Annotated in this window: 22 protein-coding genes and 2 tRNA genes; 20 read left to right on the top strand and 4 right to left on the bottom strand. The window is 65.8% G+C overall.

The window, feature by feature from the left end:
- The first annotated feature begins 2 nt into the window (after window positions 1–2).
- From ilvN to ACVWY0_RS01515, 10 genes are all read left to right on the top strand, one after another.
- A complete protein-coding gene (ilvN, locus tag ACVWY0_RS01470; protein WP_160671864.1) occupies window positions 3–515 on the top strand; it encodes an acetolactate synthase small subunit in 513 nt (170 codons plus the stop codon).
- Window positions 516–614: 99 nt separating this feature from the next.
- Complete coding sequence (gene ilvC / locus ACVWY0_RS01475; protein WP_459308906.1) at window positions 615–1640, top strand: ketol-acid reductoisomerase; 1026 nt, start codon at window positions 615–617, stop codon at window positions 1638–1640.
- Between the two features lie 124 nt (window positions 1641–1764).
- Entirely contained in the window at window positions 1765–3354 is a 1590-nt protein-coding gene (gene serA / locus ACVWY0_RS01480; RefSeq protein WP_485835136.1) for a phosphoglycerate dehydrogenase, read from the top strand.
- A gap of 204 nt (window positions 3355–3558) precedes the next feature.
- Complete coding sequence (locus tag ACVWY0_RS01485) at window positions 3559–6354, top strand: ABC transporter permease (protein WP_485835137.1); 2796 nt, start codon at window positions 3559–3561, stop codon at window positions 6352–6354.
- Complete coding sequence (locus ACVWY0_RS01490; RefSeq protein WP_160671852.1) at window positions 6351–7106, top strand: ABC transporter ATP-binding protein; 756 nt, start codon at window positions 6351–6353, stop codon at window positions 7104–7106. Before ACVWY0_RS01485 ends, ACVWY0_RS01490 begins: the two co-directional genes overlap by 4 nt.
- Window positions 7107–7140: 34 nt before the next feature.
- Window positions 7141–8700 (top strand): methionine--tRNA ligase, encoded by a 1560-nt coding sequence (gene metG / locus ACVWY0_RS01495; protein ID WP_485835138.1) that lies wholly within the window; start codon window positions 7141–7143, stop codon window positions 8698–8700.
- A 269-nt stretch (window positions 8701–8969) separates the two neighbouring features.
- Window positions 8970–9797, top strand: a complete 828-nt coding sequence (locus ACVWY0_RS01500) for a hypothetical protein (protein ID WP_485835139.1) — start codon at window positions 8970–8972, stop codon at window positions 9795–9797.
- 114 nt (window positions 9798–9911) lie between these two features.
- Window positions 9912–10592, top strand: a complete 681-nt coding sequence (locus tag ACVWY0_RS01505; protein WP_485835140.1) for a class F sortase — start codon at window positions 9912–9914, stop codon at window positions 10590–10592.
- A 43-nt stretch (window positions 10593–10635) separates the two neighbouring features.
- The gene (locus ACVWY0_RS01510; RefSeq protein ID WP_056349215.1) at window positions 10636–11688 is read left to right on the top strand and encodes a 3-isopropylmalate dehydrogenase; all 1053 of its coding nucleotides are present in this window, start codon (window positions 10636–10638) and stop codon (window positions 11686–11688) included.
- A 112-nt stretch (window positions 11689–11800) separates the two neighbouring features.
- The gene (locus ACVWY0_RS01515; RefSeq protein ID WP_485835141.1) at window positions 11801–12913 is read left to right on the top strand and encodes a branched-chain amino acid aminotransferase; all 1113 of its coding nucleotides are present in this window, start codon (window positions 11801–11803) and stop codon (window positions 12911–12913) included.
- Window positions 12914–13013: 100 nt separating this feature from the next.
- On the opposite strand, the gene ACVWY0_RS01520 is transcribed toward ACVWY0_RS01515, so the two are convergent.
- Window positions 13014–13616, bottom strand: coding sequence for a hypothetical protein (locus ACVWY0_RS01520; protein ID WP_485835142.1), 603 nt, complete (start codon window positions 13614–13616; stop codon window positions 13014–13016).
- A 94-nt stretch (window positions 13617–13710) separates the two neighbouring features.
- Here ACVWY0_RS01520 and ACVWY0_RS01525 point away from each other — a divergent pair, with 94 nt between their 5' ends.
- The 4 genes from ACVWY0_RS01525 to ACVWY0_RS01540 are packed head-to-tail and all read left to right on the top strand — an operon-like array spanning window position 13711 to window position 17613.
- Window positions 13711–14508, top strand: a complete 798-nt coding sequence (locus tag ACVWY0_RS01525) for an MBL fold metallo-hydrolase (RefSeq protein WP_485835143.1) — start codon at window positions 13711–13713, stop codon at window positions 14506–14508.
- A gap of 56 nt (window positions 14509–14564) precedes the next feature.
- On the top strand, window positions 14565–15341 hold the full coding sequence (locus ACVWY0_RS01530; RefSeq protein ID WP_485835144.1) for a fumarylacetoacetate hydrolase family protein: 777 nt from the start codon (window positions 14565–14567) through the stop codon (window positions 15339–15341).
- 20 nt (window positions 15342–15361) lie between these two features.
- Window positions 15362–16876 carry a glutamate--tRNA ligase gene (gene gltX, locus ACVWY0_RS01535; protein ID WP_485835145.1) on the top strand — a complete coding sequence of 505 codons (1515 nt, stop codon included), beginning with the start codon at window positions 15362–15364 and terminating at the stop codon, window positions 16874–16876.
- The gene (locus ACVWY0_RS01540; protein ID WP_485835146.1) at window positions 16876–17613 is read left to right on the top strand and encodes an HAD family hydrolase; all 738 of its coding nucleotides are present in this window, start codon (window positions 16876–16878) and stop codon (window positions 17611–17613) included. Before gltX ends, ACVWY0_RS01540 begins: the two co-directional genes overlap by 1 nt.
- A gap of 8 nt (window positions 17614–17621) precedes the next feature.
- Here ACVWY0_RS01540 and ACVWY0_RS01545 read toward each other — a convergent pair whose 3' ends face one another.
- Window positions 17622–19016 (bottom strand): hypothetical protein, encoded by a 1395-nt coding sequence (locus tag ACVWY0_RS01545; RefSeq protein ID WP_485835147.1) that lies wholly within the window; start codon window positions 19014–19016, stop codon window positions 17622–17624.
- A gap of 297 nt (window positions 19017–19313) precedes the next feature.
- On the opposite strand from ACVWY0_RS01545, the gene ACVWY0_RS01550 reads away from it, so the two are divergent.
- The 4 genes from ACVWY0_RS01550 (at window position 19314) to ACVWY0_RS01565 (ending at window position 23149) form a co-directional block, all read left to right on the top strand.
- Window positions 19314–19385, top strand: a tRNA-Gln gene (locus tag ACVWY0_RS01550).
- Window positions 19386–19528: 143 nt separating this feature from the next.
- A tRNA-Glu gene (locus ACVWY0_RS01555) sits at window positions 19529–19604 on the top strand.
- Between the two features lie 216 nt (window positions 19605–19820).
- Window positions 19821–21536, top strand: coding sequence for a dynamin family protein (locus ACVWY0_RS01560; protein ID WP_485835148.1), 1716 nt, complete (start codon window positions 19821–19823; stop codon window positions 21534–21536).
- The gene (locus ACVWY0_RS01565) at window positions 21533–23149 is read left to right on the top strand and encodes a GTPase (RefSeq protein WP_485835149.1); all 1617 of its coding nucleotides are present in this window, start codon (window positions 21533–21535) and stop codon (window positions 23147–23149) included. The genes ACVWY0_RS01560 and ACVWY0_RS01565 overlap by 4 nt, the downstream gene beginning before the upstream one ends.
- Window positions 23150–23154: 5 nt before the next feature.
- On the opposite strand, the gene ACVWY0_RS01570 is transcribed toward ACVWY0_RS01565, so the two are convergent.
- Together ACVWY0_RS01570 and ACVWY0_RS01575 are read right to left on the bottom strand one after the other, a co-directional pair.
- On the bottom strand, window positions 23155–23694 hold the full coding sequence (locus ACVWY0_RS01570) for a DUF1697 domain-containing protein (RefSeq protein ID WP_485835150.1): 540 nt from the start codon (window positions 23692–23694) through the stop codon (window positions 23155–23157).
- Between the two features lie 45 nt (window positions 23695–23739).
- The gene (locus ACVWY0_RS01575; protein WP_104061235.1) at window positions 23740–24459 is read right to left on the bottom strand and encodes an IclR family transcriptional regulator; all 720 of its coding nucleotides are present in this window, start codon (window positions 24457–24459) and stop codon (window positions 23740–23742) included.
- A 113-nt stretch (window positions 24460–24572) separates the two neighbouring features.
- On the opposite strand from ACVWY0_RS01575, the gene leuC reads away from it, so the two are divergent.
- Window positions 24573–26027 carry a 3-isopropylmalate dehydratase large subunit gene (gene leuC / locus ACVWY0_RS01580; protein ID WP_485835151.1) on the top strand — a complete coding sequence of 485 codons (1455 nt, stop codon included), beginning with the start codon at window positions 24573–24575 and terminating at the stop codon, window positions 26025–26027.
- A 9-nt stretch (window positions 26028–26036) separates the two neighbouring features.
- Window positions 26037–26639 carry a 3-isopropylmalate dehydratase small subunit gene (gene leuD / locus ACVWY0_RS01585; RefSeq protein WP_248760121.1) on the top strand — a complete coding sequence of 201 codons (603 nt, stop codon included), beginning with the start codon at window positions 26037–26039 and terminating at the stop codon, window positions 26637–26639.
- The last annotated feature ends 144 nt before the right edge of the window (window positions 26640–26783 follow it).

A 26783-nucleotide genomic window follows, 5' to 3' on the forward strand; every position in this document is an offset into this window, starting at 1 on the left:
ACATGACCCGCCACACACTGTCCGTTCTGGTTGAAGACAAGCCCGGTGTACTAACCCGCGTCGCGAGCCTCTTCGCCCGGCGCGCCTTTAACATCAACTCCCTGGCCGTGGGCCCGACGGAAGTTCCGGGCATGTCCCGGATGACCGTCGTCGTCGACGCCGATGGTGACCTTATTGAACAGGTCACCAAGCAGCTCAATAAGCTGGTCAACGTGATCAAGATTGTTGAGCTCACCCCCGAATCTTCCGTACAGCGAGACCACATCCTGGTTAAGGTACGTGCGGATGCCGCAACTCGTCTGCAGGTGACCCAGGCTGCAGACCTGTTCCGCGCTTCAGTGGTTGACGTCTCCACAGACTCCGTGGTCATTGAAGCGACAGGCCATCCCGAAAAGCTCACGGCGCTGCTTTCAGTGCTGGAGCCCTTCGGCATCCGCGAAATTGTGCAGTCCGGCACCCTGGCCGTTGGACGGGGATCCCGCTCCATGAGTGACAGGGCGTTGCGCAGCGCTTAGCAAGGCGGGGCGTGGCCCCACCGCGGCGCAATGCCCGTGCAGTACCGCAACACCCACAGACGAAGTACCCAGTGAATCCACTCAAGAGGAGTTACCCAAGTGACTGAAATGTTCTACGACGACGACGCCGACCTGTCGATCATCCAGGGTCGCAAGGTCGCCATTGTTGGCTATGGCTCCCAGGGCCACGCCCACGCGCTGAACCTGCGCGACTCCGGCGTCGAGGTTGTCATCGCCCTCAAGGAAGGCTCGAAGTCGATCGCCAAGGCCGAAGAAGCCGGCTTCAAGGCCCTGACCGTTGCCGACGCCGCCGAATGGGCCGACGTCATCATGATCCTGGCGCCGGACCAGTACCAGCGCTCGATCTACAACGACTCCATCAAGGACAAGCTGACCCCGGGCAAGGCCCTGGCCTTCGCCCACGGCTTCAACATCCGCTTCGGCTACATCGAGGCACCGGAGGGCGTTGACGTCATCCTGATCGCCCCGAAGGCTCCGGGACACACCGTGCGCCGCGAATTCGAAGCCGGCCGAGGCATCCCGGACATCATCGCCGTGGAGCAGGACGCCACCGGCGCAGCCTGGGACCTGGCCAAGTCCTACGCCAAGGCCATCGGCGGCACCCGCGCCGGCGTCATCAAGACCACCTTCACGGAAGAGACCGAAACCGACCTCTTCGGCGAGCAGTCCGTCCTCTGCGGCGGCGTGTCCCAGCTGGTCCAGTACGGCTTCGAAACCCTGACCGAAGCCGGCTACCAGCCGCAGATCGCCTACTTCGAGGTTCTTCACGAGCTCAAGCTCATCGTTGACCTCATGTGGGAAGGCGGCATCGCCAAGCAGCGCTGGAGCGTTTCCGACACCGCAGAGTACGGCGACTACGTCTCCGGCCCGCGCGTCATCACCCCCGACGTGAAGGAAAACATGCAGGCTGTCCTCGCCGACATCCAGAGCGGCGCGTTCGCCAAGCGCTTCATCGACGACCAGGACAACGGCGGCGAAGAGTTCAAGGCCCTGCGTGCCAAGGCTGAGCAGCACCCGATCGAGGCCGTTGGCCGCGAGTTGCGCTCCCTGTTCGCCTGGCAGCAGACGGACGAGGACTACGTAGAGGGCTCCGCAGCCCGCTAAGTCTGCTGTGCGGGTGCCCCTCGGGGTGCCATCATGAGGCCGGGTTCACTTAACAATGTGAGCCCGGCCTTTCCGTCCGCCTAGACTTGTTCCATCCCAAGGACTGCAACGCAGAGGATCACTCGTGTCAAAACCCGTAGTACTGCTCGCCGAAGAACTTTCGCCCGCCACCATCGAGGCCCTCGGCCCGGACTTCGAGATCCGCCAGACTGACGGCTCCGACCGGTCCCAGCTGCTCGCCGCCATCGCGGACGTGGACGCCATCCTGGTCCGCTCCGCCACCCACCTGGACGCCGAAGCCATTGCCGCCGCGAAGAACCTCAAGGTCATCGCCCGCGCCGGCGTTGGCCTGGACAACGTCGACATCAAAGCCGCCACGCAGGCCGGCGTGATGGTGGTCAACGCCCCGACGTCGAACATCATTTCGGCAGCGGAACTGACGGTGGGCCACATCCTGAGCCTTGCACGCCACATCCCGCAGGCCAGCTCCGCCCTGAAAGACGGTGAATGGAAGCGCTCCAAGTACACCGGCATTGAACTCTTCGAGAAGAAGATCGGCATCATCGGCCTGGGCCGCATCGGCGCCCTCGTTGCTGCCCGCCTCCAGGGTTTCGACACCGAGATCCTCGCCTATGATCCGTACATCACCTCTGCCCGCGCCGCGCAGCTCGGCGTCAAGCTCGTCACCCTGGATGAGCTGCTGAGCCAGTCGGACTTCGTGACCATCCACATGCCCAAGACGCCGGAAACCGTCGGCATGCTCGGCGCTGACGCGTTCACCAAGATGAAGTCCACCGCCTACGTGGTCAACGTGGCCCGTGGCGGCCTCGTGGACGAAGAGGCGCTCTACGCGGCCCTGCAGGACCGCCAGATCGCCGGCGCAGCCGTGGACGTCTTCGTCAAGGAACCCAGCACGGACCTGCCGTTCTTCGCCCTGGACAACGTGGTGGTCACCCCGCACCTGGGTGCATCCACCGATGAAGCCCAGGAGAAGGCAGGCGTCTCGGTTGCCAGGTCCGTGCGTTTGGCGCTGGCCGGCGAACTCGTACCGGATGCCGTGAACGTGGCCGGCGGCGTGATCGCCTCCGATGTCCGTCCGGGCATCCCGCTGATCGAAAAGCTGGGCCGGATCTTCACCGCGCTGACCCACGCCTCCCTGACCCAGATCGACGTCGAGGTGGCCGGCGAGATCGCGGCGCTGGACGTCAAGGTCCTGGAACTTGCCGCGCTCAAGGGCATCTTTGCCGATGTGGTGACCGAGCAGGTTTCCTACGTCAACGCGCCGGTCATCGCCGAACAGCGCGGCATCAACGTCCGCCTCATCACGACGGCGGAAGCGGAGGACTACCGCAACGTCCTCACCATCCGGGGTGCTTTGAGCGACGGCAGCCAGATCTCCGTGGCAGGTACGCTCACGGGTCCGAAGCAGATCCAGAAGCTCGTCGGCGTCAACGGCTACGACGTTGAGATCCCCATCAGCGAGCACCTCGTGGTGGTGGCCTACGCCGACCGGCCGGGTGTGATCGGAACCATCGGACACATCCTGGGCATGAACAATATCAACATTGCCGGCATGCAGGTGGCACGGCAGGCGGAAGGCGGCCAGGTTCTGGCACTGCTGACCATCGACAGTTCCGTTCCGCAGCAGGTGCTTGACGCCATCAAGGCAGGCATCGGCGCCGAAATGGTCCGCGAAGTGGACCTCGAGGACTAAGAACCGCACCGCCATCAACTACGCGTGACCGAACCTTAACGTCGGCCACGTATGATTGGCCGGTCTGCTTACAATGGCTAGGTCCTGTTTCAGGACCACGCCGGCAGACCGGCCAATACTTTTTGCACACCAGGCAGGAAATCCTATATATCCGCCGCCTGCGGATCCCGGTGTGCGCACGCAATCCAGGTTTCAGGGAGCCCAATGAACGCCGTCCAGAGGTTCATCAGAAGCAAAGTGCTGCTGCTGACCGCGGCCATCTTGATCGCAGCCATGTGCTTGTCGGTCCTCGTCCAAGGCCAGTCGCAGGCCGCACTCAACCGAACGGTGGATGAGAACTCGCGGGGTCTCTACGACGTCCTGGTCCAGGCCAAGGCAGGCTCTGGGGCGCTGATGCAGCCGGAGATCGCCAACGGCGGCGGCGGCATCGGCTTTGACCAGCTCGAGAACATCCGGAAGCTTTCCGGAACGTCCGTGGCGGCCCCCATCAGCCTGGTGTCCCGCGTGACGCAGAACCTGGAAGCGCCACGGCTCGACGCCATGGACTACCTGGGCTACAACTCCGGGCTGGCAGGCACAGCGACCACGGACCAGGCCGCCGGCGCCACAGATCCCAGCAAATGGCCCGCTGCTGAGTCCGTTCTCGGCGACACCCCCAAGAAGTACCGCCTGACCGCCAGCGCCGTCAGCTCCGACGGTGTCTCCGAGCAGACCCTGTTCAAGTCCACCGCCGAGGGCAGCCTGGGCAAGGCCCGCCTGATCGAAGAGCAGACGGCCGGGGGCACCAGCATCCGGATCGCACCTCCCGCAGGCGAGACGGGCATCAAATTCCCGGCTCCAGCCGGCGGCTCCGAACATAACCTGTTCAACCTTTCGGTGTCACTGCCGCTGTCTCCCGAAGTGACCGAGTCCGTGGTCGCCGTCGACCCCGTCTCCGAGCGCGCACTGCTTGGCTCGGCGGGCGACTTCCTCGCCCCGCTGGAGAAGGCCCCGCCCGCTGACGCGCGGAACGCCGGAGCGATCGGCCGCCACTTCGAGAGCCTCTTCACCAACGGCATCAGCCTGGAAGAGCTCAACGAGGGCCCTGACTTCCTCGGCGTCAAGCTCAAGTACTGGGCACCGCTCATGACGCAGTACCAGCAGGCGAAGCGCAGCGGACAGCTGACCGCTGACTCGCAGGCCATTCCCCTGGTTGTCCGTTCCGGCACCTCCCTGGACCTTAAGTACAACGTGAACATCGAGGAGATCGACGCCGCGGGCAAGGTTGTCAAGGACGTCGGCACCGCCACGCGTTCCCTCGGTAAGGACTACCTGCCGTTTGTGTCCAAGGACCCGTTCGCTCTGTCCTGGCCCGGTTCCACCGATCACTCCGGTCTCCTGGGCAGCGCCGGAAACTTCAACCAGGGGCTCTACACTCCGGCTACGTGGAGCACCGACTTCGCTGCCGCGCCGAAGTACACCGACGGCGAGGCCGCGGCCAACGGTGCGGTCCAGAAGACCGCCGTTCCCGGCGACTGGGTCACCGTAAACCGCCTGCCGGAGAAGGGTGCCAACGGCGCCCCGGTGGACCAGACGCAGCGTGAACCCGTGGATGAACGGTCCTACCGGGAAGACCTGGCCATAGGGGAGAAGCTCGCGGCTCCGCTGGCCATGGTCTACGGGACTTTCGACCCCGCGGCTGTCGAGAAGGCCGCCGGCGACGTCAACCGCCTTCCGCTGGGTGGGTACGACCCCACTCCGTTTACCCTCACCAAGGACGCCGAAGGCAAGTCGGTCTCCGCTACCGGACTCAAGCCTTCACTCAGTGCCACCGGACTGGCGAGCCAGTCGGCCGGCGCCATCACCGACTTCTACGGCTTGGCGGCAGCCCGCGGCTACAAGGACAACGCGGCAGTGATCGATGCTGTGCGTGTCCGCGCCAAGGCTCCTGGCAGCTGGAAGGAAGCCCAGCCCGACGTCGAAAAGCTCGCCAGCGAGATCCGCGACATGGGTCTTGAGGCTACTGTTGTGGCCGGTTCCGCCCGTGAGGACGCCAGCATTTTTGTCCCCGGATACTCAAAGGACGACGCCGGCAAGGAGTCAGCGCTGGGCACTGTCCAGCAGTCCTGGGTCCGGCAGAACGCAGCGGACGCAGTCTCCGGCTCCCTGACAGGGACCAACGTGACACTGCTCTTCCTCACGCTGTGCGGAGCCGCGCTGTTGACCGGCGCCTCCACCGTCAGCTACATCCGCAAACGCAAACGTGAAGCCGGGACCCTCCGCGCCATGGGCTGGACCCAGGTGCGCATCAGGAACTGGGTGCTCGAGGAATTCGGTGTCGGCGCTGCGCTGCTCGCGGTAGCCGGGATCGTCCTGAGCCTGGTGAGCTGGAGCGTGACCACAGCCATCGTCTCGGCCTCCGTCCTGGTCCTGTATGCGGCAGCGGCCTTCTTCGCCGCCCAACAGCTGCGTCACCGTGATGAGGTGGACCAGGAACCGCAGCACGACGAGCGGCTGATCCCGGTGGACTCCCCGCTGACCTTTGCCAACCGGCAGCTCAGCACGAACAAGTTCAACACCCTGTCCCTGGCCGTCGCAGTCGGCGTGTTCGGAGCCGCGGTGGGCGGACTGGTTGCCTTGCTCATCGACATCCCCCGTGCCGCCGGAGCGAGCGCCCTCAGCGGGCTGGCCGCAGCAAGCGTGGCGATGCCCAGCATGCTCCTGGCACTCGCCGGCGTCGCAGTGGGGCTGGTCCTGACCTTGGTTACCGGCCGGTTTGAGCTCAACGCCAAACGCCAGTACCTGGGCATCCTTGAGGCCATGGGCTGGAACCCGGACATGCTCCGCCAGGTCCGTCTCTTCGAAAACGCGCTGGTGGGCACGGTGGCCCTGCCGCTGGGCGTCCTGGGCGCGCTGGGCATCGGGCTCCTCCTTGCCCCGTATGCCGCGCTATGGGCCGGCGTCGCCGGCCTCGTGGCTGTACTTTGCTGGATACCGATTGCAACGAAAGTGGTCCAATGACAAACGAGACGAATGTTCACCGGAGCCGGAGGTCCGGATTGGCTGAGGCGCCCCTGCAGACCCGTGCCAACACCATCGTCAAGGCCGCGGACCACGGGACCCCGCTGGAACTGAGCGACATCACCATCCGCTACGGCGGCGGCAAGGGCGGTGCCGAAGCCGTCAGTGTTGTGGAGGGCTTCGACCTCACGCTGCACGCCGGCGAGATGCACTGCGTCGCCGGCCGAAGCGGATCCGGCAAGACCAGCATCCTGACAGTGGGCGCGGGACTGACCCTGCCGACGTCGGGCCGTGTTTTCTGGGAAGGTGATTCCCTCGAAAGCATGGGCGACGACGAAATCGCCGACCGCCGTCGGGCCCTGATCGGTTACGTTGACCAGGGCGGCGCCCTGATCGACGGCATGAGCGCCCTCGAGAACGTCCTCCTGCCGGCCGTGCCCGACGGCGAGGTGGACCAGCGCCGCGACATGGCCAAGGACCTCCTGGACCTGGTGGGCCTGGGCCGCCGGATGCGGCACCGTCCGGCCCAGCTTTCCGGTGGTGAACGCCAGCGTGTGGCGATCGCCCGGGCCCTGATTCTGGGCACGCGTGTGCTGGTGGTTGATGAGCCCACAGCCAGCCTGGACAGGGCCTCGGCCAACCGCATCATCAGCATCCTTAAGGACACCACCTCGGACGGCATCGCAGTACTGGTCGCTTCACACGACCACGAACTGGTCCGCCTGAGCGACACGCTGACTGAACTGATCTAGCCCTGCCCCTTCGCACCAAAGGTAACGTCCGCACGTGAGCGCAACAGCCAAAACCCCGTTCTACATCACCACGGCCATCACCTACCCGAACGGTGTTCCGCACATCGGGCATGCCTACGAGTACATCGCCACCGACGCCATGGCCCGCTTCAAGCGGCTCGATGGCTTTGACGTGATGTTCCTGACGGGCACAGATGAGCACGGCATGAAGATTGCGCAGGCGGCCGAGAAGGAAGGCGTCACGCCCAAGGAGCTGGTGGACCGCAACGCGGAAATTTACAAGTCTGCCCACGCCGCGCTGGGGATCACCTACGACCGCTTCATCCGGACCACGGACGCTGACCACTACGCAGCGTCGCAGGCCATCTGGAAGAAGATGGAAGCCAACGGCGATATCTACCTGTCCAAGTACGAGGGCTGGTACTCCGTCCGGGACGAGGCCTTCTACGTGGAGGACGACACCCTGGTCAAGGACGACGGCGTGCGGTACTCCAAGGAGACGGACACCGAGGTGACGTGGACGGCTGAGGAGAGCTACTTCTTCCGGCTGTCCTCCTACCAGGACCGGCTGCTGGCGCTGTACGAGGCCCAGCCGGAGTTCGGTGCACCGCAGTCCCGCTTCAACGAGGTCATCAGCTTCGTCAAGCGCGGCCTCGAAGACCTGTCGATCAGCCGCACCACGTTCGACTGGGGTGTCCCCGTCCCCGGCAACGACAAGCACGTAATGTACGTCTGGGTGGACGCGCTCACCAACTACCTGACCGGCGTCGGCTACCCGGACGTCGACTCGGAGTCCTTCAAGAAGTTCTGGCCCGCCGATGTGCATGTGATCGGCAAGGACATCTCACGGTTCCATGCCATCTACTGGCCGGCGTTCCTGATGAGCGCCGGCATCGAACTGCCCAAGCGCGTCATGATCCACGGCTTCCTGCACAACAACGGCGTGAAGATGTCCAAGTCCCTCGGCAACGTGGTGGCGCCGGCGGACTTCGTGGCGCAGTACGGGCTGGACCAGGTACGGTTCTTCTTCCTCCGCGAGGTCCCGTTCGGCGCCGACGGCAGCTACAACCATGAGGCCATCGTGGGCCGCATGAACTCGGACCTGGCCAACAACTTCGGCAACCTGGCGCAGCGTTCGCTGTCCATGGTGGCCAAGAACTGTGAGGGCCGGGTCCCGGTTCCGGGTGCGTTCACGGCTGAAGACACCGCGATCCTGGCGCAGGCCAACGGGCTCCTCGAGACGGCACGGGCCGCCTTCGAAAAGCAGGAATTCAGCCGCGCACTCGAGGCCATCTGGGGCGTCCTGGGGGACACCAACGCCTACTTCGCCGATCAGGCCCCCTGGGTGCTGCGGAAGACCGACGTCGAACGCATGAACACCGTGCTGTACGTGACGCTGGAAGTGCTGCGCATCGTGGCCATCCTGGCCCAGCCAGTGATGCCCACCGCCACTGCCGCGCTGTTGGACACCTTGGGACAGCCCGACGGCGGATCCCGCCAGTTCTCCTCGCTCACCACGCCGATTGTCGCCGGAACGCCGCTGCCGGCCCCGGCGCCCGTCTTCCCCAAGTACGAGGAGCCGGCCGAAGCCTAGGTATGTCCCTGCTGGCTACTTGCCGGTACGCGGACTGAGTACGGTTCCGGGGCCGGTCAGTAGGGCCCGCCTTGTAAGGCGGGTACTGAGTACTGGAGACATGACGGTGTCCGTCTGTCTAGCCTTATCTGGTTAGCAAACTGATGATTCGCATCTGGGAGAACCGTCGCCCCGATGCTGTCCGTTTGCCTTTAGCCCTCCGTGTCGGGGATGGCGCCGTTCTTCCACCTGTCTGATCAGTTTGGACCAGACAATGGATGGAGACGGAAATGAAACGGATCCTTGCCGCTTTTGGTGTCGCGGGTCTTGCGCTATTGGGTGCCACTGCGCCGGCCACCGCGTCGCCTTCTGAGGACGAGAAAAAGATCACCATTTGCCACGCCACCGGCTCGGAAAGCAATCCCTACAGGCCGGTGACCATCAGCCTCAACGCGCTCAACGCCCACGTGGGCCACCAGCACGAGGAGGACATCATTCCGGCCAACGACGGGAAAGTCCTACCCGGAGGCCAGAACCTTGACAAGGCAAGCATCTGGAATGCAGGCTGCGCCGCACCAGGCGAGGGTAACGGCCACGGCGATCACAAGATCAGCATCTGCCACGCCACGGGCTCCGACACGAACCCGTACCGGCCGATTACGATCGCCCTGCAGGGGCTCAACGGCCACGCCAACGCCAACCACCAGCACACTGAAGACATCATCCCGCCGAACAACGGCAACGTGCTGCCTGCAGGCCAGAACTGGACGGCTAAGGGGCAGGCAACCTTTAACAACGGCTGCGTTCCCACAACGGTGCCGCCAATAGTACCGCCAGACGTGCCGCCTGTTGTTCCTCCGGTGGTCCCGCCTGCTGTTACGCCGGTGACGCCGGGCGAAACTCCCAGAGGTGCTGTTGTGGGTGCTCCGGCGGGTCAAGGTGCCGTAGCCGCCAACAACCCTGGCTTCAATGTCCAGACTGCAATGGCAGGTTCGACTGACGTTTCCATCGCCCCCTGGGCCGCTGGCATCGTCGTGATGTTGCTCGCTGCAGCGGGAGTGGCTGCCCGCAAGACCCTGGCAGCCAGCGGTACCGTATCCCGGCACCGGAAGGAATGACGCCGGCTACTGGCGCCCGCAGGGGCGCTGTTTGAATCACCGGCAGGCGCCGTGGCCACAAAGGGCACGGCGCCTGCCGGCAAACCGGGCAAATCCGACTGACAGCGGGTAACGATGGACAGCGATGGAAGGCTCTTCACCGCCAAGAGCATTGTCTTTGTGGCGCTGTGTGGAGTGCTGGCCTACCTGGCGTTCGCATTTCTGCCACTCCTGGCCGGGCCGGGAGCGTCGCCGACGGTGACCGGGGTTGCTGTGCAGCCGACGGCCCCGACTCCAGTGCCAGCCACCCCCACACCCTCGGTGGATACCGGCACGCCCGTCCCGGCCGGTCCGGCAGCGTCGCCGCCGCAGCGGCTGGTGTACCCGGCCGCTGACATCGATGTGGTGGTCCATCCGCTCAAACCCACCGGCGAGGACCAGGCCACTCAAACTATCGTGCCGCCGCCCACCATGGACGGCTACTGGCTGTCGCCCTACGGTGTGCCCGGAGCGGGCTCGGTCAATACCACCTACATCGCCGGCCATAGCTGGGTGGACAGGGACGCGCCGTTCAACCGGCTGAGTACCAAGGCGGCGGCAGGTGACAGGCTGACAGTGGCCACAGCCACGGGCGAAGTGGCCTACGTGGTGGATTCGGTGACTACCTACGTCAAGTCCGGCCTCAAGGACAGCCCCATCTGGCAAGTGGCACCCAACAGGCTGGTCCTGATTTCCTGTTATACGGATGATTTCTGGGGCACCAACGTGGTGGTGGTGGCCTCACCGGAGGACCCACTCCTGCGTCTCAGCAAATGAGACTGATTGTCCGCCATGCGGATCGTCTTAATATTCTTGGACCATGAGCGCATCCACGATCAATCTCGCTGTCATTCCCGGTGACGGCATTGGCCCAGAGGTCATTGCCGAGGCACTGAAGGTACTCGAAAAGGCTGTCGCCGCTGAAGGCGTTGTCCTAGAACAGACCCACTACCAGCTCGGTGCCGAGCACTGGCTGGCCACCGGCGAGACCCTTCCGGACGAGGTCCTCGCCGACCTGCGTACACGGGACGCGATCCTCTTCGGTGCTGTCGGCGCCGCCCCCGGCGACACCCGGATTCCGTCCGGCATCATCGAGCGGGAGATGCTGCTCAAGCTCCGCTTCAGCCTGGACCACTACGTCAACCTGCGGCCGTCGCGGCTGTACGGAACAGTCGGGAGTCCGCTGGCCAATCCCGGCACCATCGATTTTATCGTCGTCCGTGAGGGAACCGAGGGTCCATATGTGGGCAACGGCGGCTCGCTTCGCACCGGCACACCCCACGAGGTGGCCACCGAGGTCTCACTGAACACGGCATATGGCGTGGAGCGCGTTGTCCGCGATGCCTTCCGCCGCGCCAGCGCCCGGGAACGCAAGCATGTGACCCTGGTGCACAAGCACAACGTCCTGGTCTACGCCGGCCACCTGTGGAAGCGCACCGTCGAGGCGGTGGCCCAGGAATTCCCCGAGGTCACCCACGATTACCTGCACGTTGATGCGGCCACCATCTTTATGGTCACCGACCCCTCACGCTTCGATGTCATTGTCACCGATAACCTCTTCGGCGACATCCTCACTGACCTCGCTGCAGCCATCACCGGCGGCATCGGGCTGGCGGCGTCCGGCAACATCAACATGGACCGCACGGCCCCGTCCATGTTTGAACCTGTCCACGGTTCGGCCCCGGACATCGCCGGACAGCAGAAGGCAGATCCCACCGCGGCCATCCTGTCGGCGGTGCTCCTGCTGGACCACCTCGGCTACACCGCCGCGGCCCGCCGGATCGAAGCTGCGGTGATCGCCGACGTCGAAACCCGCGACGGCGGCGCCCGCAGTACCAGCGCCGTCGGGGACGCCATCGCCGCAGCGCTCTAAACCGTGCTCTTGAGACTCGGTTAACCGGCGTAAGCTAGTTTCGAATCACCAAATGCTGCCCTGCGGTTCAGTGCTGAACCGCATTCGGAAGGCAGCCGATCGTGGAGGAACCATGACTCAGACCGCCCATGGCGTCGAATTTAACCAGCAGCTCTCGGCAACCCCGAAGTCAGCTGAAGAGCGTGCAGCCATCCTGGCCAACCCAGGATTTGGCAACTACTTCACCGACCACACGGCCGTCGTCGACTACAGTGTGGACGAGCAAGGTGAGGGTCGCTGGCACAACGCGCGCGTTGAGGCCTACGGACCCATCTCGCTGGACCCGTCTGCCGCGGTGCTGCACTACGGCCAGGAGATCTTCGAAGGCCTCAAGGCATACCGCCACGCTGACGGCTCAATCTGGACCTTCCGTCCGGAGGCCAACGCGGCCCGCCTGAACAAGTCGGCACGACGCCTGGCACTTCCGGAACTGCCCGAGGAATACTTCCTCGGCGCCATCCGGGAACTGGTGCAGGCGGACAAGGCATGGGTTCCCGCCGGTGACGGCGAGGCCCTGTACCTGCGCCCCTTCATGATCGCCACCGAGGCCTTTCTGGGTGTCCGGGCAGCGCGTGAGGTGTCCTTCCGTGTGATCGCCTCTCCTGCCGGCAACTACTTCGGCGGCGAGCTCAAGCCTGTGTCCATCTGGATCTCCCGCGAGTACGCCCGCGCAGGCCGCGGCGGCACCGGTGCGGCCAAGTGCGGCGGCAACTACGCAGCCTCCCTGATCGCCCAGCAGGAAGCCGAAGCCAACGGCTGCAAGCAGGTCCTCTTCCTGGACCAGTTCAACGACAACGCCGTCGAAGAGCTCGGCGGCATGAACGTGTTCTTTGTGATGAAGGACGGATCCCTCGTGACTCCTGCACTCACCGGAACCATCCTGGAAGGAATCACCAGGATGTCCGTTATCCAGGTGGCCAACGACATGGGCCGCGAGGTCGCCGAGCGCAAGATCACCCTTGATGAATGGCGCGAGGGCGTGGCCTCCGGCGAGATCACCGAGGTCTTCGCTTGCGGCACCGCAGCGGTCATCACGCCCATCGGTGTCCTGAAGGACACCACCGAATTCATCGGCTCCGAGGACGCGAAGGCGGGCGAGACCACCATGGCCATCCGCGAACAGCTCCTGGGCATCCAGACCGGAACCGCGCCGGATACCCACGGCTGGCTGACCCGCCTGGCCTGACCGCCACAACCCTGACCACCGCAACGCGGGGTCACCTAGCGCCCAATAACCGCATCGGGATGGGCGTTAAGTGACCCCGCGTTGCTGTTTCCAGGCACCCTCAGCGGCGGGCGGCCTTCCGGGCCGCATTCTTGAGGGCCTTGCGCGAGACCGGCTTCAGGGCTTTGCGCGCCGCTTCGTCGGCCAGGGCGCGGTTGCGGCGGGCATCGATGACGTCGTTCCAGAGTGCGGTGGCGAAGGCACCGCCGTCCTGAGCGTAAACGTCGTAGGGATAGTCGGCAAAGATGGACTGTTTGCTGCCGCCGGTGGGCAGATCCGTCCCCGCTGCCTCCGCAACGGCGTCGGCCACAGCCCAGGTCCGGGTCAGGTGCTTCGTAAGGTTCGCCTGGACAAAAATGTTTGCGTCGCTGGAGGCAGCGGCGCGCTTGAGGAGTGAGTCGAGGTCTGCGGCCAGGAAATTGGACGCCCCTTTTTCCACCGGACGTGAACCCGACCTGAAGTCCTCGGCGAAAGCATCGACTTCCTCGCGCCAGTCGGTGGTTTCACGGAACTTCCGCCACGTGGGAAACCAGACAATGGCGCCGGTCGCGTGGTTGTGGATGTGCTGCAGGCCGCTGTTCTTCTCCGTCAGCGCGTGGTCGTGCCCCACGGCGTCGGCGCCGGACAACAGGTCGGACAACGAGATGCTGGATGAAGTGCTCATGGGTGTGCCTGTCTCTCTGGGCGGTGGTTTCAGCAGCCATAACCTGCCGCGGGGGTGAGGTTATTCCGTGCCGGCCTAATGCGAAGATGGTGCAGTGAACTTCACCTCGAGCGGTACTCCACTCGCTGCCAGTCCACTGACGGCCTTCTTCCTGGCACCCAACCCCGGGCCCATGAGCCTGGACGGCACGAATTCGTATGTCATCTCCGCCCCCGGCGCCAGTACATCCGTGGTGGTGGATCCGGGCCCTGCCGACGAGGCCCACCTCCGCCGCCTCGCGGACGTGGGCCCCGTGGAATTTATTCTGGTGACCCACCGGCACGCCGACCACACGGCGGGTTCCCAGCGGCTCCACGAGCTCACGGGCGCCCCGGTCCGCGCGGCCGATCCCCGGCACTGCCACGGCGGCGGCGAGCCCCTGCAGGACGGCGAAACCATCCAGGCGGCCGGCGTGACGGTCCAGGTCCTGGCCACGCCTGGCCACACCTCGGATTCGGTCTGCTTCTTCCTACCCGACGACGGCCCGCATGGCTCTCTGCTGACCGGCGACACCATTCTGGGCCGCGGCACCACCATGCTGGACTACCCGGACGGCAGGCTGGGGGACTACCTGCGGTCCCTCGACCGGCTCGAAGCCCTCGGCCCGGCCACCGTCCTGCCGGCCCACGGGCCGGTGCTTCCCTCCCTTGCAGCCATTACCCGCGCCTACCGCGAGCACCGGCAGGAGCGGCTGGCACAGATCCGCGCAGCGCTGGTCCGGCTCGGCGGGGACGCCGCGGTGGCGGACGTGGCAGACGCCGTGTACGCCGACGTCGACCCTTCCGTCCGGCGGGCAGCCGAAATGTCCGTGGCCGCGCAGCTCGACTACCTCCGTGGGCTCCCGGGCGCCTGACAGTACGGCGTGACGCAAGGGCAGCTGCCGCCGCTCAAGACGGTAGGCTAGCCACCATGCGTATTGCCAGGTTTGTAGTCGATTCCGATCCCCTCTACGGCGTTGTTGAAGGCGAGCCCGGCAGTGAGGAAATCACTGTCATCAACGGCGACCCCTTCTTCAACGGCGTGGAGCGCACCCACGTCAAGCACAAGCTCGAAGACGTCCGGCTCCTGGCGCCGATCATTCCCCGCAGCAAGGTGATCGGCGTGGGCCGCAACTTCGCAGAGCACGCCGCCGAGCTGGGCAATGAAGTCCCGCAGCAGCCGCTGCTGTTCCTGAAGCCGAACACCTCCGTCATCGGCCCCGGCGACCCCATTGTGCTGCCGGAATTCTCCGACGAAGTTTCGTTCGAGGCCGAGCTGTGTGTGGTCATCGGCCGGATCTGCAAGGACGTCCCGGAAGACCGCGTCGACGACGTCATCTTCGGCTACACCTGCGGCAACGACCTCACCGCCCGCGATGTCCAGAAAACGGACCTGCAGTGGGCCCGGGCCAAGGGCTTCGACACGTCGGCACCCCTCGGACCGTGGATCGAGACCGAGCTGGACACCGAAGACCTGGCCATCAAGGGCTGGCTCAACGGCGAACTGCGCCAGGACGGCAGCACCAGCCAGATGATCCGCGGCGTCCGGGAAATCGTTTCCATCGTGTCCCAGGCCTTCACCTTGCTCCCCGGGGACGTCATCATGACCGGCACCCCGGCCGGCGTCGACGTCGTCACCGCAGGGGACCGGTATGACGTGGAGATCGAGGGCATCGGCCGCCTGTCCAACCCGGTGGTCCGCCGCTGACGGGTAAAGTTGGAACCATTATGACTACTGCCTCCGCGCTGAACCCTGCCGCCATCCCGTCCGTCACTGCCGAAACCCCGGTCCGGGTGCGGTTCTGCCCGTCACCCACGGGCACCCCGCACGTGGGCCTGATCCGCACGGCGCTGTTCAACTGGGCCTATGCCCGGCACACCAAGGGCACCCTGGTCTTCCGCATCGAGGACACGGACTCGGCGCGGGACAGCGAGGAAAGCTACCACCAGCTGCTGGATGCGCTGAAGTGGCTGGGCATCACCTGGGACGAAGGTGTCGAGGTGGGAGGCCCGCACGAGCCGTACCGCCAGTCCCAGCGCAGCGACATCTACCAGGATGTCATCGCTCGGCTGAAGGCCGGCGGCCACATTTACGAGTCCTACTCCACGCCGGCTGAAATCGAAGCCCGCCACCGTGCGGCTTCCCGCGACCCCAAGCTGGGTTATGACGGGTTTGACCGTCACATCACCGAGGAACAGCTGGCCCAGTACAAGGCAGAAGGCCGCCAGGCCGTGCTGCGCCTGCGGATGCCGGACGAGGACCTCACGTTCAAGGACCTCGTCCGCGGCGAGATCACGTTCAAGGCCGGCTCCGTGCCGGACTTCGCGGTGGTCCGTGCCAACGGCGCGCCGTTGTACACGCTGGTAAATCCCGTGGACGATGCCCTGATGGGAATCACGCACGTGCTGCGCGGCGAAGACCTGCTCAGCTCCACGCCCCGCCAGATCGCCCTGTACCGTGCCCTCCACGCCATCGGCGTGGCCGAGTACATGCCGGAGTTCGGCCACCTTCCCTACGTCATGGGCCAGGGCAACAAGAAGCTCTCCAAGCGCGACCCCGAATCCAGCCTGTTCCTGCACCGCGAACGCGGCTTCATTCCCGAAGGCCTGCTGAACTACCTGTCCCTTCTGGGCTGGTCCCTGAGCGCCGACGAGGACATCTTCACCGTCAAGCAGCTCGTGGAGCACTTCGACATCCACGATGTGCTGGCCAACCCGGCACGTTTTGACCTGAAAAAGGCAGAGGCCATCAACGGCACGCACGTCCGGCTGCTTGAGGCGGCCGATTTCCGTGCGCGCCTGGTGCCGTACCTCAGGGCCGCGGACCTGGTGGGGGAGATCCTCACGGACCGGGAGGAAGAGATCCTCACCGAGGCCGCACCCCTCGTCCAGGAGCGGATCACCCTGCTGGGGGAGGCCCCGGAAATGCTCGCCTTCCTGTTCAAGGCCGACGACGCGATCGACGTCGCAGACGACGCCCGCAAAGGCCTGCCCGCCAACCTGACCGAAGTCCTCGACGCCGCCCTTGCTGCCCTTGAGCCCATTCGGGACTGGAACCCGGAGGAGATCCAGACGGCACTGAAGCAGGCACTCGTGGAGGACCTCGGGCTGAAGCCGCGGCTGGCCTTCGGTCCTGTGCGCACGGCCATCTCCGGGCGCCGGATCTCGCCGCCGCTTTTCGAATCCATGGTGATCCTGGGCAAGGACTCGTCCTTGAGCCGGCTCCGCACCTTCCGCGGCTGATGTCTGCCACGGGCACCACCGCTGACGGAGTCCTGAAGACGCGCTTCGGGACCATCCGGGGCGTCCTGTTCGACATCGACGACACCCTGGTGGACCTCGAATACGCCATGACCACAGCCCTGCGCGAGGTCAGCGAGCACCTCCTGCCCGGCCTGGACCAGACCTCGTGGGAGCGTTTCGGCAGGATCTTCACGCATGAGACCACCCACTATTACGACAGGTACCTGGCGGGGGAGCTGACCTTTAACGACCAGCGCCTCCTGCGGGGGCGGGCGGCCTTGGGGCACTTCGGGGTGGATCTTGCCGACGGCGAAGAGTCGCACCGGTGGCTCTCGGCCTACAGCCGGCTGCAGCCCACGTATGTTCGTGCCTTTGAGGACGTGCTGCCGCTCCTGGACCTGCTGGACGCGGCCGGCATCCCCTACGGTGCCGTCAGCAACAACGTGCACGACTACCAGCGGGCCAAGCTCGACGGCGCCGGCCTGGAACGCGTTATGCGCCTGGTTGGCACGGACACCGTCGGAGTGGCCAAGCCCGAGCCGGCCATCTATCTCGAAGGCGTCCGCCTGTTGGGGACTGTCCCGGAGGAGACCCTCTATGTGGGGGACAACAGGATGCTGGACGCTGAAGGTTCGACGGCGGCGGGCCTGATAGGGGTCTGGCTCGACAGGGTGGGGGAGCCGGCGCCGGATTTCACCGGTCACAAGATCACCTCGCTGGGGCAGTTGCTGGGCTGACCGTCCGCTTACTCCGCAGACTGCAGCCTTCGCCTGTTCCACAGCACCATGTAGATGCCCACGGATCCGAACACAAGCACAGCAACCAGGCCGAGGGCAACGGCGGTATCCGACTTCCCCACCATACTGGTGGGCGAGATGGCCGCTGCGCTGGAGTACAGGGTGTCCGTGCCATCCGCAATCCGGGCATTGCCATCAGCAAGTTTCTCGGCACCGGTCGCCAACTCTGTCGATCCCGAGGCCAGCTTGGTGTTGCCTGTGGCCAGCTCCGAAGCGCCCGCAGCCAGTGCCTGGGAGCCGTGGAGCAGGCCGGGGTTTGACGGATCGGCCGGATCGCCCTTGATCCCGGCATTCAACGCCACCGTGCCGTCCGCCAGCCGTGAGCTGCCCTCCGTGATCTTGGCGACGGCATTGATCAGGCCCGGGCGGTCGGCATTGCCGGGCACGCCGTCCATGCCGGTGCGGATCTGGGCAGTTCCGGCGGCCAGCAGTTCGGTACCGAGCACAACACCAGGGTTGTTGGGATCGCGACTGTTGAGCTTTTCACCCAGAGTGGCGAAGCCGGCGGTGAGGCGCCCTGTTCCAGTGTGCAACTGTGCCGCTCCGTCATTGAGCTTCCCCGCGCCAGCCTGCAGTTGCTGCGCTCCGGCGTCGAGCTTGTGGGCTCCAGCGGTGATCTTGGCGATCTTGTCCTTGACAACGGACAGTGGAACCAGCCCCTGAAGCGGGTCCGACGCTGCCGCTTCCAGCAGCTCAAGGGCCTGTGCCAAGGCCGCCGTGCCGGTGCCTGCCTCGGGGGAGTTGTTCGCTCCCCGGTAGCCTTTCAGCTGGGCCGTTCCGGCGGCCAGCTCGCCGGTTCCGGAGGCCAGACGGCCCGCACCTGCATTCAGTGCAGTCGCGCCGTCCGCCAGGTTGTTCTCGGCGTTTCCGGCGGCCGAAGGCGTCAGTGCCGCGGCGAGCTGGGTGGCTCCGGCGGCGAGCTTTCGGGCGCCATCGTCCACTTTGTACACGCCGGGCGCGAGCTTGTTGTTGACGTCAGTTTCGATCTTGACAGCGCCAGCGGCGAGTTGGTCTGCACCGGACTGCAGTTTTTCAGCGCCCGGGGCCAGCTTCTCGCTGACACCCAGGGAGACTTTGTCGGCGCCGGAGGAGAGCTTGCCGGCACCGGTGTCTGCCATGCCCGCGCCGGCCGCCAGCTGACCGGCGCCGTCCTTGAGCTGCTCAGCGCCGGCCGAGGCCTGGCCCGCACCGTCCATCAGCTTGGCCGATCCGTCGGTGATCCTGCCGGTGACCAGGGTGTAAAACCCAAGCAAAGCAATCAGCATCAGGGCCAGGACGGCGATAGCAAGCTGCTGTGCCCGGGTTCGGGTCTTGGTGGGCGCGGCGGCACGACTTTGTGTCACGGTGGGTCCTCTCGACGGTTTGCCGGCAGTGTGAAATCTGCCGGCCACCCACCTGGACCAGGGGCGGCAGTCCGGACGCAAAACTAAAATCCGAAGTGCCTGCAGCAAAGGCAGAGGGTGGTTACTCTCGGGTAACTTACCGAGAGTAAACTTATTCCGGGTGATCTGGCAAGGGGTCCGGACCTCAGTCCTTCGGCGCCGATTTGTGCCAGCCCAAAGTCTCGGGTAAAGTAATTTCTCGTGCTGAGGCGCACGGAGCGCGGCTTGAAGCCCGAAACTCCGGCCCGAAAGTATCATTGGGATATGGTGTAATTGGCAACACTACGGTTTCTGGTACCGTCATTCTAGGTTCGAGTCCTGGTATCCCAGCTCTGTTTGGTCGCAGGCTAACCGCGGCAAATCAGTGGTTTCAGATCGGTTCGCCGATTTGAAACGCGCGCTGAGTGTATGAAATACTCACTTAGCAAACCGGCCTGGCGCCGGTTGGAAGTGAAAACTTCCTGGAAGTACGCGGCCCCATCGTATAGCGGCCTAGTACGCTGCCCTCTCACGGCGGTAACGCGGGTTCGAATCCCGCTGGGGTCACCAACGAACGGTCCCGGGCATCAGCCCGGGGCCGTTTTTTCGTTGTGGAGGCTGCGCTGCGGGTTATAGGACAAAACCGGGGCCCGGTGGAAAAGCCGGCGCAACTGGCATGATGATCCTGTGACCTCCTCAGACGGGCTTCGTCCCACGCAGCCTTCGCCGCCTAAGCGCGCCCCGAGAACGCAGCCGGACCGGCTCGACGCGGCGTCGGAGCCAGCCTTGGCCTTGCTTGAGGCCGTGCGTGGGGATCTGTCCGCAGTGTCGTTGCCGCTCGCCCTTGCGGACGTCGAACAGGCGCGCCAGGACACGCGGAACGCCGTCGCCCAGCTGGACGACTACATCCTGCCGCGGTACCGCAGCCTGGACGCACCGCTGCTTGCCGTCGTCGGGGGTTCCACGGGCGCCGGCAAGTCAACGCTGGTCAACGCCCTGGTGGGGCACCCGGTCACACGCTCCGGCGCCATCAGGCCCACCACCCGGCAGCCCATTCTGCTGCACCACCCGGCCGATGCCGGCTGGTTCGAAGGCCACCGTGTGCTGCCCACCCTCAACCGGATCCGGGGGACTGTTTCCACGGAACCCGTCCCGGCCAGCCGGGCCGGCGCAACACCCGATGCGGAGGCCATTTCCTCCCTGGTGCTGGTGGCGGACAAGGCTGTTCCGCAGGGGATCGCGCTGCTTGACGCTCCCGACGTCGACTCCATTTCCGACGACAACCGCCGGCTCGCCGGTCAATTGCTGGCCGCCGCGGACCTCTGGGTTTTTGTGACCACTGCCAACCGCTACGCAGACGCGGTCCCGTGGAAGCTGCTCCTGGACGCGTCCTCGCGGGACATCATGGTGGCCCTGGTCCTGGACCGTGTGCCGGCGGAGGCGGAAGCCGAAGTCAGCGCCGATCTCCGCGCGTTGCTGCGGCAGGAAGGCCTCGGCGATGCCGGACTGTTCATTGTGCCGGAGACGGACCTGGACCATCTTGGCATGCTGCCAACGAGCGCCGTGGAGCCGCTGCGGCGCTGGCTGCAGGACCTTGCAGCCGACGCCGCTGGGCGGTCCGAAATTGCCCGCCGGACCCTCAACGGGACGGTGAAGGCGCTGGCCGGGCGGGTCGGCGCCGTGGCGCACGCGGTCCAGGGACAGGAGCGGGCCGCGGCCTCGCTCCGTGCAGGCGCTGAGGCCGCCTATCGCGATGCCGGAGCGCGGATCCTGGACGCAACAAAGGACGGCGCCCTCCTCCGCGGCGAAGTATTGGCGCGCTGGCAGGACTTCGTCGGAACAGGGGAATTCTTCCGGGCGCTGGAACAGAACATCGGACGGCTGCGGGACCGCGTGGGAGCGTTCTTCCGGGGCGAGCCGACGCCGGCCGTCCGGGTTGAGGCCGCCATCGAAACGGGGTTGCAGGCCGTCATCCTGGACGAGGCCGCCAACGCCGGCGAGGAAACTCACCAGCGGTGGCGCTCGGACCCGGCCGGCCGCGGGCTCCTGGGGACGGACGATCTGTCCGGCACCAGCCCCGGATTTGCCGATGTGGCCGCAGCGGAGATCAGGGCCTGGCAGGCCGGCCTGATGGAACTGATCCGGACGGAAGGGCAGGGCAAGCGCACGCAGGCCAGATGGCTTTCCTTCGGCATTAACGGACTGGGTGCCGCGCTGATGATCGTGGTGTTTTCCATGACCGCCGGCCTCACCGGGCTGGAGATCGGCGTGGCGGGCGGTACCGCCGTCGTCGGCCAGAAACTGCTCGAGGCAGTGTTCGGCGAAGCCGCGGTCCGCCGGCTGGCGCAGACTGCGCGGGATGACCTCCATGCCCGTTGCCAGCGGCTGCTGCAGGCAGAGCAGCAGAAATTCCTCCAACGCCTGCCGGAGGGCGGCGCGGACACCGGCCGGATCCTGACCGACCACGCCGCTGCCCTGGCCCGCCTGGCGGACAAGGCATGAGCCGCCACAGCGTTGCCCGTGAAGCGTCGCAGCTGGACCGCAGGCTCGAAGCCCTCAATGATGCCCGCGAACTCGCCGAAGGCGTCTTGCCGGATGCCGCACTCGAGGAGGTGTACCAGCTACTCGAACGCGCGAGCTCCCGGCGGTCACTGTCGGCTGATCACACCGTTGTTGGGTTCTTCGGTGCCACCGGCAGCGGCAAATCGTCACTCTTCAACGCGGTCAGCGGCGCTGAAATCGCGACGGCGGCCGCCCGCCGCCCCACAACGTCGGAACCGTTGGCAGGTGTCTGGGGCGCTGACGGCAGCGAGCCGCTGCTGGACTGGCTTGAGGTGCGCAACCGCCACCATGCCGAGCCCGTGGCCGGCTTCGCGGACGAGGGCACGGGGCTGATCCTGCTGGACCTGCCTGACTTCGATTCCACCAGGGCCGCGAACCGCGCGATCGTGGAGCGCATGGTTGGCCTGGTTGATGTCCTGGTCTGGGTCCTGGACCCGCAAAAGTACGCCGACGCGGCAGTCCACAACGATTTCCTTACGCCCCTGTCCGCCCATGGTGCCGTGACCCTGGTGGTCCTCAACCAGGTGGACCGCTTGCCTGAACGGGACGTGCAGCCTGTGCTGGAGTCCTTGAAAGGGATCCTTGCCCGCGACGGGCTGGGCAAGGTTCAGGTCCTGGGCGCATCGGCCCTGAAGGGCACCGGTGTGGACAAAGTCCGGAGCGCCATCCGGGGTGTTGTGGTGCAGCGCCAGGCACTTTCGCAGCGGCTGGCCGCGGACGTTTCGCGGGCCTCCGGGCAACTCCGGGAAGCCGCCGGCGCTGGTGAAGCCGCCGGTGTCAGGCCGGCGTCGAAATCCCGACTCACCGATGAGCTGGCAACGGCCGCCAACGTGCCCGTGGTGGTGGACGCAGTTGCGCGGTCCTATCGCATCGAGTCGACGCGCCGCACGGGGTGGCCGGTGACGCGGTGGCTGGTGCGGTTCCGGCCGGATCCGCTCCGCCGGCTCAATCTGAGAAGTTCTTTTCCGTCCCAACTTAACCGGACGTCGCTCCCGGCAGCGGGAGCTCCGGAACGCGCCCGGACGGATGCTGCTGTCCGTGAGTTTGCGGACGCGGCGAGTGCGGGCGCGCCCGGACCGTGGCGTGCGGCAATCCGGGGTGCTGCCCGGGAAGGGCGGGAAGCGTTGCCGGATGCCTTGGACCAGGCCATCGCGGGCACGGACCTGATGGCGTCCCGGAAGTCCTGGTGGTGGGGGGTGTTCAACGTGGTCCAGTGGCTCGCGCTGCTGACAGTCCTGGGTGGCCTGGGCTGGCTTGGCGTGCTGGCAGGGCTCGGCTATCTCCAACTGCCCGTCCCCGAGGTTCCGAAGGTGGAAGGCTGGCCGGTGCCGACGTTGATGATTGCCGGCGGTGTGGTGCTGGGGATCTTCCTGGCGCTGACCGGAAAATTCATTGGGTCGGAAGCCGCGAGGGCGCGTGCGGCCAGGGCCAGGAAACGGCTGAGGGCAGCGGTGGGCGAGGTTGCCCGGGACTTCGTGGTGGAGCCGGTGGAAGTTGAGGTCAGCAGGCTCGCGTCCTTCAACGCGGCGCTGATGGCTGCGGCTGGAAACTAAGGCCGTTACGCCAGGACGGACGCGGCGTCGCTGACCTTGATCAGCGTCCGCAGGTTCCGGGTGGTGGTGGTTGCCTTGAACTTGGCCTTGGACGAGATCTTGCTGAAGGGGCTGTCCAGCGTCCCGCCGGCCGGAGCCAGCCAGGCCAGTGCCTCCGGACCGAGCCGTTTCTGTTCAGCCCCGTCAAGGGCTGCGCCGGCCGCGTCCAGCTCATCGAGCATGGTGGTGTCCGAGGCCAGTGTGATGTACGTGTGTGTTGCCTTGTCGTCCGGCGGATACGGGCAGGCCGCCACGAGTTCGGAGACCCGGTGTGCCGTCAGGACAACTACCCAGGCGTCGTAGCCGAACGCGTCACGCAGGCATTTTTCAAACGTCCGCTTGACCGCAGCAGGATCCTCGTCGCTGGCAAGCACCACATTGCCGCTGGCCAGCAGTGTCTTGACATCCGCGAACCCCTGCGACGCAAGTGCATCCTTGAGGTCCGCCATCTTGATGTTGATCCCGCCGACATTGATCCCGCGGAGGAAGACTGCGTAGCTGTTCATGCCGACAGCCTAGCCGGGGGCAGCCAGGCCTGGACGGACGGGGCCTCAGTCGTTGCTCTTGCGCAGGGCCTCGGTGAGGAGCCGTGCGGCGTTGCAGACCACCTCGGCGTGGAGGCGGCCCGGCTGGCGGGTGAGCCGCTCGATGGGGCCGGAGATCGAGACGGCGGCGATCACGCGTCCGGACGGTCCCCGGACGGGGGCCGAGACTGAGGCGACCCCGGGCTCGCGTTCGCCGAGGCTCTGTCCCCAGCCCCGCCGTCGTACGCCTGCCAACACGGTGGGCGTGAAACGGGCGGCCTGCAGGCCCTCAAGAAGCCGGTCGTGGTCTTCCCAGGCGAGCAGCACCTGGGCGGCGGAGCCGGCCTTCATGGAAAGCTTGGTGCCGACGGGGATGGTGTCGCGCAGGCCGATGGGGCGTTCCGCGGAGGCGACGCAAATACGCCATTCGCCCTGGCGGCGGAAGATCTGGGAGCTTTCGCCGGTGGCGTCGCGCAGCTGCATCAGGACCGGCCCGGCGGAAGCGATGAGACGGTCCTCGCCGGCGGCGGAGGCCAGCTCCACCAGGCGGCTGCCGAGGACAAACCGGCCCTGGATGTCGCGGCTTACAAGCCGGTGATGGATCAGGGCCAGGGCGAGCCTGTGCACGGTGGGCCGGGCCAGGCCCGTGGCGGCCACCAGCTGTGCCAGCGTGGTGGGGCCGGCCTCCAATGCATCAAGCACATGGGCCGCTTTATCAATGACGCCGACTCCACTAGAATTGTCCATGTAATGATATTGCCGTCTCATTATCTGAGATGCAAATCTTTGGGCTGGCACAAAATGCAGCCCTGCTGGTTCAGTGGAACCAAACAGCCAAACAGCAGTGAAGGGAGATGGCCGTGGCAAAGACACTGGCCGAGAAAGTCTGGGACGCACATGTGGTGCGCAAAGGCGAGGGCGAAGGAGCCAATGCCCAGCCCGACCTCCTCTTCATTGACCTTCACCTTGTCCATGAGGTGACTTCTCCGCAGGCCTTCGAGGGCTTGCGCCTGGCGGGCCGCAAGCTGCGCCGCCCGGACCTCACCATCGCCACGGAGGACCACAACACTCCCACGCTGGACATCCACAAGCCCATTGCCGATCTCACCAGCCGCACGCAGATCCAGACGCTGCGCAACAACTGCGCGGAGTTCGGCGTTCGCCTGCACTCGCTCGGCGACGCGGAACAGGGCATCGTGCACGTGGTTGGCCCGCAGCTTGGCCTCACGCAGCCTGGCATGACCGTTGTCTGCGGCGACTCCCATACGTCCACCCATGGCGCGTTCGGTGCCCTGGCGATGGGCATCGGCACGTCCGAGGTGGAGCACGTCATGGCCACCCAGACGCTGTCCCTGAAGCCGTTCAAGACCATGGCCATTAATGTCGAAGGCACGCTGCGCCCGGGCGTCACCGCCAAGGACATCATCCTGGCCGTGATTGCCAAGATCGGCACCGGCGGAGGCCAGGGCTACGTCCTGGAATACCGCGGTTCCGCCATCCGCGCGCTGTCCATGGAAGCCCGCATGACCATCTGCAACATGTCCATCGAAGCCGGTGCCCGCGCCGGCCTGGTGGCCCCGGACCAGATCACCTACGACTACATGAATGGCCGCCCGCACGCGCCACAGGGCGCCGAATGGGATGCCGCCGTCGAGTACTGGAACACGCTGAGGACCGACGACGACGCCACGTTCGACGTCGAGGTGGCCCTGGACGCCGACACGCTGGAGCCGTTCGTCACCTGGGGCACAAACCCGGGGCAGGGTGTTTCGCTCTCCGCCAAGGTGCCGTCCCCAGAGGACTTCGGCGACGAAAACGCCAAGGCTGCCGCCGAACGCGCCCTGCAGTACATGGGGCTGACCGCCGGTACGCCGATGAAAGACATCCGGGTGGACACGGTCTTCCTGGGCTCCTGCACCAACTCGCGCATGGAGGACCTCCGGGCCGCTGCGGACATCGTCCGCGGACGCCAGAAGGACCCCAACATCCGGATGCTGGTGGTGCCCGGTTCGGCCCGCGTGCGGCTGGAAGCAGAGGCCGAAGGCCTGGACAAAATCTTCAAGGACTTCGGCGCCGAGTGGCGCTTCGCCGGCTGCTCGATGTGCCTGGGCATGAACCCGGACCAGCTGGAGGTGGGGGAGCGTTGCGCCTCGACGTCCAACCGAAACTTCGAAGGCCGTCAGGGCAAGGGCGGCCGCACTCACCTGGTATCGCCGGTGGTGGCAGCGGCCACGGCCATCCGTGGCACCCTGAGTTCGCCGTCGGACCTCGATCCGGCTCCCGAATCCGCCGCCATCCGCACCGACGCAGCCTAGGAGGCCCCCATGGAAAAGTTCACCACCCACACCGGCATCGGCGTGCCGCTGCGCCAGAGCAACGTTGACACGGACCAGATCATCCCCGCGGTCTACCTCAAGCGGATCACCCGCACCGGCTTCGAGGACGCACTGTTCTCCGCCTGGCGCAAGGACCCGGCCTTCATCCTGAACCAGGCGCCGTTCAACGCCGGCTCCGTCCTGGTGGCGGGCCCGGATTTCGGCACCGGTTCGTCTCGTGAACACGCCGTCTGGGCTCTGAAGGACTACGGCTTCAAGACCGTCCTGTCGTCCCGTTTCGCTGATATTTTCCGCGGCAACTCCGGCAAGCAGGGTCTGCTGGCCGCTGAGCTCGCCCAGGACGACATCGAGCTGATCTGGAAAGAGCTCGAGAACGCTCCCGGCACCGAAGTCACCGTTGATCTCGTCTCCAAGACTGTCATCTGCGGCACCATCGTGGCACCCTTTGAAATCGACGATTACACGCGCTGGCGCCTCCTGGAGGGCCTGGACGACATTGGCCTGACACTCCAGCACGAAGAGGACATCACTGCCTTCGAGGCCACCCGTCCGGCCTTTATGCCCACAACGCTTCCGGCCCGCCTTTCCTGAGCGGGAGCGCGGAATTTCCCGCCCCGGACGGAGCCGCCTGCACGGCGCCGCGCCGGAGGCTTTCGGCGCCCGTATTTCGGTTCGGTAACGCAACCTCCTATGCTTAGCTGGAGCCTTTGCAAGGATTTTGGGGCGAGTAATCGT

The organism is Arthrobacter sp. UYNi723, assembly GCF_054057635.1.

What these genes read in the sequence shown, in the direction of transcription:
- ilvN (WP_160671864.1), top strand. Translation starts at nt 3, where the DNA reads ATGACCCGCCACACACTGTCCGTTCTGGTTGAAGACAAGCCCGGTGTA.
- ACVWY0_RS01485 (WP_485835137.1), top strand. Translation starts at nt 3,559, where the DNA reads ATGAACGCCGTCCAGAGGTTCATCAGAAGCAAAGTGCTGCTGCTGACC.
- ACVWY0_RS01490 (WP_160671852.1), top strand. Translation starts at nt 6,351, where the DNA reads ATGACAAACGAGACGAATGTTCACCGGAGCCGGAGGTCCGGATTGGCT.
- ACVWY0_RS01500 (WP_485835139.1), top strand. Translation starts at nt 8,970, where the DNA reads ATGAAACGGATCCTTGCCGCTTTTGGTGTCGCGGGTCTTGCGCTATTG.
- ACVWY0_RS01505 (WP_485835140.1), top strand. Translation starts at nt 9,912, where the DNA reads ATGGACAGCGATGGAAGGCTCTTCACCGCCAAGAGCATTGTCTTTGTG.
- ACVWY0_RS01510 (WP_056349215.1), top strand. Translation starts at nt 10,636, where the DNA reads ATGAGCGCATCCACGATCAATCTCGCTGTCATTCCCGGTGACGGCATT.
- ACVWY0_RS01515 (WP_485835141.1), top strand. Translation starts at nt 11,801, where the DNA reads ATGACTCAGACCGCCCATGGCGTCGAATTTAACCAGCAGCTCTCGGCA.
- ACVWY0_RS01520 (WP_485835142.1), bottom strand. Translation starts at nt 13,616, where the DNA reads ATGAGCACTTCATCCAGCATCTCGTTGTCCGACCTGTTGTCCGGCGCC.
- ACVWY0_RS01530 (WP_485835144.1), top strand. Translation starts at nt 14,565, where the DNA reads ATGCGTATTGCCAGGTTTGTAGTCGATTCCGATCCCCTCTACGGCGTT.
- gltX (WP_485835145.1), top strand. Translation starts at nt 15,362, where the DNA reads ATGACTACTGCCTCCGCGCTGAACCCTGCCGCCATCCCGTCCGTCACT.
- ACVWY0_RS01540 (WP_485835146.1), top strand. Translation starts at nt 16,876, where the DNA reads ATGTCTGCCACGGGCACCACCGCTGACGGAGTCCTGAAGACGCGCTTC.
- ACVWY0_RS01565 (WP_485835149.1), top strand. Translation starts at nt 21,533, where the DNA reads ATGAGCCGCCACAGCGTTGCCCGTGAAGCGTCGCAGCTGGACCGCAGG.
- ACVWY0_RS01570 (WP_485835150.1), bottom strand. Translation starts at nt 23,694, where the DNA reads ATGAACAGCTACGCAGTCTTCCTCCGCGGGATCAATGTCGGCGGGATC.
- ACVWY0_RS01575 (WP_104061235.1), bottom strand. Translation starts at nt 24,459, where the DNA reads ATGGACAATTCTAGTGGAGTCGGCGTCATTGATAAAGCGGCCCATGTG.
- leuD (WP_248760121.1), top strand. Translation starts at nt 26,037, where the DNA reads ATGGAAAAGTTCACCACCCACACCGGCATCGGCGTGCCGCTGCGCCAG.